This window comes from Margalitia sp. FSL K6-0131 (assembly GCF_038008735.1).
Taxonomy (GTDB): domain Bacteria; phylum Bacillota; class Bacilli; order Bacillales; family Bacillaceae_C; genus Margalitia; species Margalitia shackletonii.
This window is the reverse complement of sequence record NZ_JBBOZS010000001.1, coordinates 5311914-5323764: the sequence shown is the minus strand read 5'-3', so window position 1 is coordinate 5323764 and position 11851 is coordinate 5311914. Positions and strand designations below refer to the sequence as shown.

At 35.8% G+C, this 11851-nt stretch carries 9 protein-coding genes; 8 read left to right on the top strand and 1 reads right to left on the bottom strand.

The genetic code is table 11. The features are described 5' to 3' along the window. Window positions 1–48 precede the first annotated feature (48 nt). The 8 genes from speE to NSQ59_RS26000 all read left to right on the top strand — a co-directional run bounded on the left by speE (window position 49) and on the right by NSQ59_RS26000 (window position 10211). Window positions 49–879 carry a spermidine synthase gene (gene speE, locus NSQ59_RS26035; RefSeq protein WP_126647175.1) on the top strand — a complete coding sequence of 277 codons (831 nt, stop codon included), beginning with the start codon at window positions 49–51 and terminating at the stop codon, window positions 877–879. Between the two features lie 13 nt (window positions 880–892). Continuing rightward, the gene (gene speB, locus NSQ59_RS26030) at window positions 893–1765 is read left to right on the top strand and encodes an agmatinase (protein WP_055741445.1); all 873 of its coding nucleotides are present in this window, start codon (window positions 893–895) and stop codon (window positions 1763–1765) included. 200 nt (window positions 1766–1965) lie between these two features. Next, window positions 1966–3126, top strand: coding sequence for a DUF58 domain-containing protein (locus tag NSQ59_RS26025; protein ID WP_340833035.1), 1161 nt, complete (start codon window positions 1966–1968; stop codon window positions 3124–3126). Continuing rightward, on the top strand, window positions 3117–4385 hold the full coding sequence (locus NSQ59_RS26020) for a hypothetical protein (RefSeq protein WP_126647173.1): 1269 nt from the start codon (window positions 3117–3119) through the stop codon (window positions 4383–4385). The genes NSQ59_RS26025 and NSQ59_RS26020 overlap by 10 nt, the downstream gene beginning before the upstream one ends. Window positions 4386–4855: 470 nt before the next feature. Next, entirely contained in the window at window positions 4856–5602 is a 747-nt protein-coding gene (locus NSQ59_RS26015) for a sulfite exporter TauE/SafE family protein (protein ID WP_340833034.1), read from the top strand. 315 nt (window positions 5603–5917) lie between these two features. Further along, window positions 5918–6364: a DUF1934 domain-containing protein gene (locus NSQ59_RS26010; RefSeq protein ID WP_187356632.1), complete on the top strand. Its 447-nt coding sequence runs from the start codon at window positions 5918–5920 to the stop codon at window positions 6362–6364. Beyond that, window positions 6361–8031: an arginine--tRNA ligase gene (argS, locus tag NSQ59_RS26005; RefSeq protein WP_055741442.1), complete on the top strand. Its 1671-nt coding sequence runs from the start codon at window positions 6361–6363 to the stop codon at window positions 8029–8031. Before NSQ59_RS26010 ends, argS begins: the two co-directional genes overlap by 4 nt. Before the next feature lie 377 nt (window positions 8032–8408). Further along, the gene (locus tag NSQ59_RS26000; RefSeq protein ID WP_340833032.1) at window positions 8409–10211 is read left to right on the top strand and encodes a WD40/YVTN/BNR-like repeat-containing protein; all 1803 of its coding nucleotides are present in this window, start codon (window positions 8409–8411) and stop codon (window positions 10209–10211) included. 334 nt (window positions 10212–10545) lie between these two features. Here NSQ59_RS26000 and cls read toward each other — a convergent pair whose 3' ends face one another. Continuing rightward, complete coding sequence (cls, locus tag NSQ59_RS25995) at window positions 10546–11748, bottom strand: cardiolipin synthase (RefSeq protein WP_340833031.1); 1203 nt, start codon at window positions 11746–11748, stop codon at window positions 10546–10548. Window positions 11749–11851: the final 103 nt, after the last annotated feature.

Sequence of the window (11851 nt, the reverse complement as noted above, 5' to 3'; positions counted from 1 at the left end):
GGAAGCGCCTTGTACAAAAGAAATCCAAATACAGAAAGGAAGAATACAATGGCAGGACTTTGGTTTACTGAGAATCAAACAGAAAATTACGGAATTACAATGAAAATTAATAAAACTTTACATACGGAACAAACGGAATTTCAAAAACTAGATATGGTAGAAACAGCTGAATGGGGAAATATGCTTCTTTTAGATGGAATGGTCATGACTACCGAAAAAGATGAGTTTGTTTATCACGAAATGGTTGCACATGTGCCTTTATTCACTCATCCAAATCCTGAATATGTTCTTGTTGTCGGTGGCGGAGACGGTGGAGTTATCCGCGAGATTTTAAAGCACCCAAGCGTAAAAAAAGCAACATTAGTAGATATTGACGGAAAAGTAATCGAGTACTCTAAAAAGTTTTTGCCTAGCATTGCAGGTGAATTGGAAAATCCTCGTGTAGATGTTCGTGTGGATGACGGATTTATGCATATTGCTAAAAGTGAAAATGAATATGATGTTATCATGGTAGACTCTACAGAACCAGTGGGTCCTGCCGTAAATCTATTTACAAAAGGCTTTTATGCTGGAATTGCAAAAGCGTTAAAAGAAGATGGAATCTTTGTTGCCCAAACAGATAATCCATGGTTCAAAGCTGATTTAATTCGCGAGGTTCAAAAAGATGTGAAGGAAATCTTCCCAATCACTCGTTTATATACAGCAAACGTTCCAACTTATCCAAGCGGTATGTGGACATTTACGTTAGGTTCCAAAAAATACGATCCATTAGAAGTAAGTGAAGACAGATTCCATGAAATCGAAACAAAATACTATACGAAAGAGCTCCACAAAGCTGCTTTTGTTCTGCCAAAGTTTGTTCAAGATTTAACTCGCTAAGGAGGGGATAACATTGCGCTTTGATGAAGCTTATTCCGGAAATGTGTTTATTCGCAGTCATCAAAATTATGAAGAAAGCCAAGCGGTAATCTATGGAATGCCGATGGATTGGACGGTAAGCTATCGCCCGGGCTCCCGTTTTGGCCCTGCACGTATTCGTGAGGTGTCTATTGGCTTAGAAGAATACAGTCCGTATTTAGATAGAGAATTAGAAGAAGTTAAATACTTCGATGCGGGAGATATTCCGTTGCCATTCGGAAATCCACAAAGAAGTATTGATATGATTGAAGATTATATTGACTCTCTTTTAAAAGATAATAAATTCCCAATCGGAATGGGTGGGGAGCATCTAGTATCTTGGCCGGTTATTAAAGCAATGTATAAAAAATATCCGGATTTAGCAGTGATTCATATGGATGCTCATACTGACCTTCGTTCTGAATATGAAGGTGAACCTCTTTCTCATTCAACGCCAATTCGCAAAGCTGCCGAGTTAATGGGTGGAGAAAATGTGTTTTCGTTTGGTATTCGTTCCGGAATGAAGGAAGAATTCCAATGGGCAAAGGATAATGGAATGTTCATTGCAAAATTCGAGGTATTAGAACCATTGAAAGAAATTTTGCCGAAGCTGGCAGGTCGCCCAGTATATGTGACGATTGATATTGATGTCCTTGATCCTGCACATGCTCCTGGGACAGGTACTGTGGATTGTGGAGGTATTACTTCTAAAGAATTACTTGCATCCATTCATGAGATTGCCCGTTCAAATGTGAATGTTGTTGGATGCGACTTAGTGGAGGTTGCTCCAATCTATGATCCGTCTGAGCAAACGGCTAACACTGCTAGTAAGTTAATCCGTGAGATGATTCTTGGTTGGGTGAAATAAATGATAATGAACAAGTCGGTATTTGGATATCGGCTTGTTTTTTTATTTTCTTCCCCATTTTATGAATTGTAAATGTTTGGATTTCCATTGGTGACGTAATTTTAACAATTTGGTATATTTCAATTAAGGAATTGCTGGTTGGAGGAAAAATACATTGGAACAATTTAAATTGCTACTGCTGTCGAAATGGAGTAAGTAAAATGAATTGGGATAAAGAAATAATACAGGAAAGAAATGTATTAATATTAGAGCGTTTATCGGCGTTTTTGGCTCTTTTATCCCTTTTTATAGGTTCCAATACAATAATGTTTTTATTTATTTTTGGATTCTTTGCTATTATGGTAAATTCGTTGTATTTAAAATTAGTAGGCAATAAATTAACCATACAAAACAGTAGGTCGCTTGTACGTTTAAATGTTAAAGATATAGATGAATGGAAATTTACATTTACAAATAAGGGCCTTCCGATCTTGAATGGGAATATTCGAGTGAGTTTCACCAATAAAGTGGAACCGATTCATCATTCCTTTATAGACGTTCGTTCCATTATAGATGTAAATATCCCCTTTAAAGCATGGCATAACGAGCAAGTAGATGTTGTTATCCCTGTAAAAGCAATGAAAAGGGGAGTTTCTAAAATAGATAGCATTGAAATTAAAATTCCTCACTTATTTGGGACAGGGTGTGTTATTCTCCATAGTAAAAAGGTAGTACAAGCTAAAAAGCTGGTACTCCCGGAGAGGAAAACGGTTAAAACCTCTAACAAAGAATATAAGTTTTTGCAGGGGAGTCAATCCCTGCGAACATCAATTTTTTTTGACCCATTAACACCGATAGGAACAAGGGATTATCAAAATGGGGATCCTTTTCAATATATTCATTGGAAAGCAAGTGCTAAAACACAGCAATTACAAACAAAGGTCTTTTCCGCTATTGGAGCCAAAACATGGTTGTTCCTCTTAAATGTGAATGGAAATAAAGAGAATTTTGAAACACGTATCAGTCACTGTGCATATCTTATTGATTATGCAACCAAGGAAAACATCCCTTTTGCCTTAGCAATAAATGTAACAACCTTTGGGGAATCCTCGTATTATTTCTTAATGGAAGGAGAAGGTAGGCAGCAGCGACTACGGGCATTTGATCTGTTAGCCCATTTATCCGTTGCTTCCTATGCGGTTCCATATCATTTAATGATTAAGGATATTTTGCAAAAGGGAATATTTTATCCATATGTCATTTATTTTGGTGAAATTGACCTTTCCACGCATGCATCACTTATAAGCTTTGAAGAAAAAGGATCTATGGTATTTTCAGTGAAATCATTAGCAGATCAAGGGGCAATGGAGCTATGCAAGTAAATTCTCCTCCAAAGTTTCAGGTGAATGTTCTAAAAGTCTTTGAAATACAAAGAATGTTTTTTAGTGAATCCATTATTTTTGCTTTTGTTCAATATGCAATGCCATTAACAAATGGTAAAGGATCTGCGAGCTGGGGAATTTTAATCACATTATTTTTGGTATCATTAACAACATTATTTTTTTCAAATGGTGAAAAAGAGAGATTCTCGCGTACGTTCTATTGTAGCGCAATACCGATTATTATTGTTGGTACTTGGACATTCCGATTGCCCATGTTTGAAATTATTTTGTTATTTATTTTCTCCTTTTGGAGATTGAAGTTATTGTACGGTGAAGAATGTATTGAGGATTCGGATAACTTTTTTAGCAGTCGTTTATTATTAACAATTCTTGTCTTTGTGTTCATGTATCTTGTAGAGTTTGTTTCTGGGATGAAATCAGTAAATTTATTGGTGGTTTTCTTATTTCTTCAATTTCTGTTATTTGCTTACGGGACTTTTTTTAAAAGATTTATTCAAAACAAGAATATAGACAAGAAAGCATTTTTTAGATTTGGTTTTTACCTTTTTCTCTTTCCTATCTTTTTCGCGCTCATTATCGCATTTTTCATAGGTTCTATTAAGCATGAATTATCATTTGTTTTTGATAACGTCTTTTGGTACTTTGTAAAACTTATTAACCCAATTCTTGAATTTATTATTAATATACTGCATATGTTTTCTTCCAAACTTGGTGGTAGTCAAAGGCAGGATATGATCCATAGAGCAAGAATAGAGGAGATACCTGAAAAGTTTAATAGTTTCTTTGGGCATCAGGAAGGAAGTATCTATATTATGATTGGGATTGTTGTCATTGTCATCATAGCAATTTGGATCGTATTACACCTAATGAAAGGAAAAGTTAAGATGGAGGATACGAGGGATAATGAGCTTCAACAAACTGTTTTTTACAATATAATAGACTCACAAAATAGAAAGGGAAACCATACAAGCTACTACACAAAATCAACTCAACGAATCCGTAAATCTGTTCAAGAGTTGGAACATTTCGCTGCAAAGCATTCATTGGAAAGACGGGGTTCGGAATCTGTAAGAGACTGGCTTGATCGCTTTAATATTCAAACCACTGAAAAATGGTTATCTATTTATGAAAATGTACGATATGGTTTTGCTCACGTTTCACAGGAAGATGTAATTGATTTTGAAAAAGAAATGAAGGAAATAAAAAACTGTATAAAAAAGTTAAATGAAAATGAATGACAATATATTAAAGACCCTAGAACTTGCGAAGGTCTTTAATATATTGTCCTTAGAGTGATGGCAATTTATTAAATATTAAAATGCAAACAAAAGAATTCCTCTGAATCAATGTGGAGTATTGATAGTTAGTAGAATTAATCTTCTTTTTTTGCCTTTCTCCAAAAAATAATTAAAGTTGTCCAAGCGAAAATAGCTAGAATGATCCACCAGAATGTAAACATAATTCCTACAGATTGAAAAATCCCCACGTTATCTCCTCCCATACCACCTTTATAATTTAATTTTACACTAACCAAATTAAGGAAACAACATAGTTCCTTTTTGCTAAATGTGACCATTTTCTACAAAAGTTAATATTCCTTATAGGTATTAGGAGTTTTGCTACTAAGTGGATAACAGTTAACATCACTCCAAAAAATTGCTAATTTCGTTTATACTAAAATAACAATAAACAATTTGGAGTGACACCATTGGCTATTATGATAACAATGCTTGCTTTGGGAGCTATTTTAGGTTTCATCGGAGCAGGCGGGGCCGGATTTATCATTGCAATATTAACATTGGTTTTTAAAGTACCTATTCATACTGCACTGGGAACATCACTTACGGCGATGGCTTTTACCAGCCCTTCTGGTGCATTTAGTCATTATCGGGAAGGAAATATGGCAGTGAAAGCGGGCATCATCGTAGGATTATTTGGGGCTGCGGGATCTTATGTGGGCTCAAAAATCGCAGCCCTCATCCCAACGGATTACATGCACTTTTTTACTGCAGGCATGCTATTTCTATCAGCACTGTTACTTGTTGTAAGGTTATTTTTACTTAAGGAAAAAACAGCAAGAGATGAAAATCAACAAATTAATGCAGTGTTTGTACTAAAGGCTGCAATATTAGGAATCATCGTTGGAATTCTTTCCGGAACCTTTGGAATTGGTTCAACACCATTTATTCAATTAGGACTGCTAACATTTTTAGGACTTACTCTTCGTCAATCTGTAGGTACGACTATGCTCGTCATTGTCCCTATTGCAATCGGCGGCGGGATTGGCTTTACTTCAGAGGGTTATTTAGATTTTGTTTTATTACTGCAGGTTCTTATTGGAACAATGTTAGGGGCGTATATCGGAGCAAAATTCACAAATCTTGTACCAAAAGTGATTTTAAAAACGGCGATGATTTTAACGCCGGCTGTTTCCGCGCTAATACTTACACTATAAGGATGCTTATGAAAATAAGTATCTTTTTTTAGAGAGAATTAACTTTATATGCGGCGGGAAATTGCCGCATATTCCAATTTATATCAGAGATGAAGGACAGTTGGTATTTTTTTTAATCCTGAAATGTCTTTCATACCTAAGATGAAGGACGGTTAGCATCTTTTTTATCTCGGAATGTCCTTCATCACCTCTTTGAAGGACAATTACCAACTTATCGCACCCTGTAATGTCCTTCAAAGTTTTAAATTGATTTTCCATCTATTTATTTTTATACTAAAAAGGTTATACTGATGAAATGTAAAGGATGTGAATGGTTTGACAGTTGAAACTAGGACAAGTATACCTGTCAAAATTCACTTGAAAACCACCATTGATCATGGTGAGGAAGCAGAAACGTACGAGCTTACTTTATTCGGAGAATATTATCAAAAAGAGCAAGCTGCTTTTTTAAAATATGAAGAGCTTTTACAAGAAGGCTCCATTCAAACGGTAGTAAAAGTGAAGGAACAGGAAGCATTAATTTTGCGGAGCGGTTCCATAAAAATGCGCTTAGCATTTGATCTGGAGAACGAAAAAGCCGGTTCCTATGAAGGGGAATATGGTACATTATTATTAACAACCAAAACAAAAAGTTTAGAGAACAGAAAAAATGACTCGGGCCGATTATCCGGGAAGTTCATTCTAAAGTATGACTTAAAAATGCAAGGTTCCATTGTTGGTACATATGAGATGGTTTTAGAGTATAAGGAGGTAAGCGAATGAATATAGCAGAACAAATTCAAGCAAATTTGAAAAATGAAATTAAAGCCGCTGTTATAAAAGCCGGATTAGCGACAGAGGAACAGATTCCGGATATTATTCTTGAGACACCGAAGGATAAAGCCCACGGAGACTATGCAACGAACGCGGCTATGCAGTTAGCTCGTGTGGCAAAAAAGGCACCAAAAATGATTGCTGAAGAGATTATCCATCATTTTGACAGATCCAAAGCTTCTATTGAAAAAATAGAGCTTGCAGGACCGGGATTTATTAACTTTTATATGGATAACAGCTATTTAACGGACTTGATTCCTACCATTTTATCGGAAGGAAGCGAATATGGCCGTTCGAATGCAGGGAAGGGACAAAAGATACAAGTTGAGTTTGTATCGGCTAATCCAACAGGAGATTTGCATCTTGGACATGCGCGCGGTGCAGCTGTAGGGGATTCGCTTTGTAATGTATTAGACAAAGCCGGTTATGAAGTAAGCCGTGAGTATTATATTAATGATGCCGGAAATCAAATCCATAATCTTGCTTTGTCTGTGGAGGCTCGTTATTTCCAAGCGCTTGGGCTGGATAAAGAAATGCCAGAAGACGGTTACCATGGTCAGGATATTGTTGGGATTGGTAAAAAGTTAGCGGAACAATACGGTGATAAGTATGCACAAGCAGATGAGCAGGAACGCTATGAATTTTTCCGCCAGTACGGTCTTGATTATGAAATGGCAAAATTAAAAACAGACCTAGAAAACTTCCGTGTACCATTTGATGTTTGGTATTCTGAGACATCTCTTTATAAAAATGGAAAAATTGATGAAACATTAAATGAGCTTCGTGAAAGAGGTCAAGTTTACGAAGAAGACGGTGCAACATGGTTTAGATCGACAACCTTTGGAGATGATAAGAACCGTGTCTTAATTAAAAATGATGGATCTTATACTTACTTAACTCCGGACATCGCGTATCATAAAGATAAATTTGACCGCGGCTTTGAAAAGCTGATCAATATTTGGGGTGCGGACCATCATGGCTATATTCCACGTATGAAAGCAGCGATGGAAGCATTGGGATTTGATCCGAATAATTTAGAAGTAGAAGTTATTCAGCTTGTTCATTTATATAAAAATGGCGAGAAAATGAAGATGAGTAAACGTACGGGTAAAGCTGTTACAATGCGTGATTTAATTGAAGAGGTAGGATTGGATGCTGTTCGCTATTTCTTTGCAATGAGAAGTGCCGATACACATATGGATTTTGACCTTGATTTAGCTGTTTCCCAATCGAACGAAAACCCTGTATATTATGCGCAATATGCACATGCACGTATTTGCAGTATTTTACGACAAGGGGAAGAGCTAGGCTTCTCCGTAAATGAAAAAGCCGATGTGAAGTTAATTCAAGCTGAGAAGGAAATTGATTTGTTAAAGAAAATGGGTGACTTCCCATCTGCGATTGCAGAAGCAGCAGAAAAACGGATTCCACATCGTATTACAAATTATATTAATGATTTAGCCCAAGCATTCCATAGCTTTTACAATGCGGAAAAGGTATTGGATAAAGAAAATGAAGAGCTTACAAATGCTCGATTAGCATTAATTAAATCTGTTCAAATTACGATGAAAAATGCATTAGCTCTTATCGGGGTTTCCGCTCCGGAGAGAATGTAATTTTGAAGACAGGTATCAATTTGGTACCTGTTTTTTTTTGCCGATTATAAAATTTTCCCTGCGAAAAGGGGCAATAGCTCACATTTGTCCTTTATAAGAGTTCAAAAGACCAATGGAAGGAAGAAACCGAGTGCCAATGGTCTTTATAAATGTTCAAAGATCAACTTTCAATAATTAACCGCATAACATGCCCATTAAAAGGTAATTGTAAAAAATCAATATTATTAATCATTGGCCTATATTTTGATGCTGTCGAAATTTAGAGTTTGAAATATATTCTTAAAATATTTAATATATTTGTAACATTTGGTAAAATACTATTGTCAATACATTTGGAAAGGGGCTTGGATAATGAAATTATTCATCAGTGAAGAAAAATGAAAGTGAAAATATGGATGATTGTAGCAATTTTTCTTATGAGCTGGGTCATCAGCGGGTGCAAGCAAGGCACTAATGAAAATACTACTTTAAAAAGTACGGAACAAAAAGTTGTTCAACCGGCCAAAAAGCAAAAGACATCTTCAGAAACCGCAAATTCCAAAATAACCTCCAATGTTTCTACAACGACTCCAAAGAATCAATTTTCTCAACTTTTTATGGCTAATAATACAACTGGTTTTGCATCAACTGGACAAAAAATATTTTCTAGGAACCAGGATAAATGGGTAGAAGTTACCCCTCACAAAGCTTCCGAGGGACAAAATGAATTTTTAACTCTATATGCATTTAATGAGAAATTAGTTTGGACAGCAGATAGAGCAAATTTATATAAATCAACGGATGGCGGAAAGACATGGAATTCATCCTTAGTCCCAAAATTAAGAAAGGATGGTAAAGCGGATATCTCTAGTTTTTCCTTCATAAGTTCAACAACAGGATGGATGTTGGTACATCGTGGATATGGTTTGGGTCACAGCCCCTTTGATATTTATCAAACAAGGAATCAAGGAACCTCATGGGATTTAGTCTATCATGTAGGTGATGATACGACGAAAGGTATTCCGGATTCAAAAGATCCAAAATCTATCACATTCATTGATGAAAACCATGGATTTTTAACAGGATACGGAAATGACCCGCAGGAAGTCATTTTTTATAAAACGAATGATGGTGGCCGGACATGGAATCAATTAAATATCCCTCTGCCGAAATTGGCTGGAGACGATTTAATAAGTTATAGTGAGCCTCAGTTCTTTGACCAATCTAATGCGCTGCTTACCGTTACGATAGAGGGGATGAAAAAGTACACAACCCTCATTTACTATAGCCGAGACCAAGGTAACCATTGGAAGCTGTTAACTAAGCTAGATGGAATGGGGGAAGTAACGTTTTTAAATAACAAAATCGGCTGGGCAAATGTTAAGCATTCGATTAATAATGATGCCTCCGTTCTTTACCAAACGAAAGATGGCGGGAAAACGTGGAAAAAAATAGCCTTGTTAACCTATACCTTGCAGAACCTGAGATTTACATCTACACAAGTTGGCTGGGGAATAAATGTGAAATCCGCACAGATCATGAAATCAAATGATGGTGGGAAAACTTGGAGTCTATTCAGTGAAACATCAAAGACTCAAAAAAAAGAATCAGCAATACTTCAGCTTACCGATGCAAAAGGCGATAAATTTCCCGTTACTATTAGCTCGGTTCCGATATATGAAAAATATTTAAATGATCAGCCTGATAAAAAGCTCGAAATCGATAGGAGCTCAGCTAGTTACCTAAATCTCAAGAGTTTAGATGGAAGTTTTTATAACATTTTAAAGTTTAACTGCGGAAATACGTTATGCTCCAGCCTCCTTATAAAGATATCAGCAGATAAAAAAATCATATCAAGTATAGAACTTGGATATGGAATCTTAATAGATATGAAGCAGTCTCCGAATCAAGAAAATGTTGTTTTTCACTTTGGAGTTAACGAAGGTAATGTTGTAATGAGAAATAATATTATACCTATTGATTTGAAGGACATGAATCTAATGCAGCCGAAAAGTGAAAAACATTCCAAAGAGTTCATAGAAAAAGCAACATGGCCCATAACGGAATATAAGTGGATAAGTAATAATAACGTTTTAATCCAAACCGCGGATATTCAAAATGCAGATTATGATTCACTTTTGAACTGGTATAAAAGTTCAAAACGTACAAAGAAAATTACCGTGATTTTTAAAGAAGATTAATTAGGGAGCATTTATTCAATGAAAAAAGGCTTATTTTCTCTACCCTTACAGCATCTTGTTTATCTTTTACTGCCTGTAATACAAACCACAGCCTACTATTAATAATGGATAGTACATTGTTACGGTATAGAGGTTACTCAAAAATAACCTCTATTTTTTCCTACTTTTTTAAATAAGGGATCGACGGCAACTCAGAATATTTCCGCTGTTATGGACAATAATCCCGCGAAAATTTGAGTTAATCCCGCCAAATCCAGTAATAATCCGGCGAAATCTTCCAATAATCCCGCCAAACCAAAAATGTCCCTACTGCATCACTGCATTTGGGACATTTCTATAAAAAATCTTCGACTGCTTTAGCTCCAACTTCCTTCAACTTTGTAGCGAATGTAGTATTTTTCAATTCCTCCATCGAAAGACAATGAGAGTCACAAATATCCTTTTCGACGACTGTAAGTATTTTTTGAATAAAATCCTGATCATAAATATAACAATTAATTTCAAGGTTTAAATATATACTTCTCCGATCAAAATTCGCCGTTCCGATTTGGCATATTTCTTCATCCACAATAATTATTTTCGCATGGTAAAATCCATTTAAATATTGATATACTTCTGCCCCCAACCCAATTAAGGCCCTAAGATAAAAAAAGGAAGCCTCTTTTACTAAGAAGTGGTCTGCTTTTTTGGGGACAATAATTCGAACTTTTACTCCTCTTTTCAAAGCATCCATTAATTTCCCTAAAATAGTCTTAGAGGGAATAAAATAGGGGGTGCCAATACATATTGATTCCTTTGCAGCTTCAATTAATTCACATACTGTATGTTCTAAGCGCAAGCCTTCTGTCGGTAAAAATTGATGTTGCATTTCCCCTGTTGGAAGTGCTGAGAAATATTTATCGTCTTTTTCAATAGGATTTTTTGTTGAGCGATTCCAATCTATTAGAAACTCATTTTGTAAATCATGAACGCTCTCACCGAAAATACGTAGGTGATAATCCCTCCATGGAGATAAAACAGGATCCTCATCGGTGTATTCCTTCCCAACATTATACCCGCCAACATATCCAATTTTACCGTCAATGACGGAAATTTTCCGATGGTTCCGTTGTTGCAGGGAGAAGAAGGGATATGGGAATTTCAACCGATTACTATAGGCAACATGTCCGCCTGCGTTTCTTATTTCCTTTATCAAAGATTTAGGGGTATTGTGGCTCCCCAGCCAATCTATCAACAGGCGAACTTCAACACCTTGCTTTGCTTTTTGTATCAGCAGCTGTAAAAAATTCTTACTGAACTGATCATCTTTTACAATATAAAATAAAATATGAATGCTTGATTGTGCATCATTTATATCAGCAAACAATAATGAGAAAAGATCTTTCCCATGTGTAATAAGATGTATATCACCTTTTCGTTTGGAATAGTCTCTAGAAGGGCTATTCTGGTGAAAATTTCTTCGGCCCATTTTATAATCCAGAATGCAGTACGCAACGATTAGAATAATGAATAAAATCAAAATAGAAACCCATATCATCATACTCTCTCCTCGGGGAGTCATAAAGTCTTACTATTATAGCCTAAAAGCGTGAGAATCATGAGGTAGATAGTATTTTCAAAAAGGGGAAAAAACATAATAG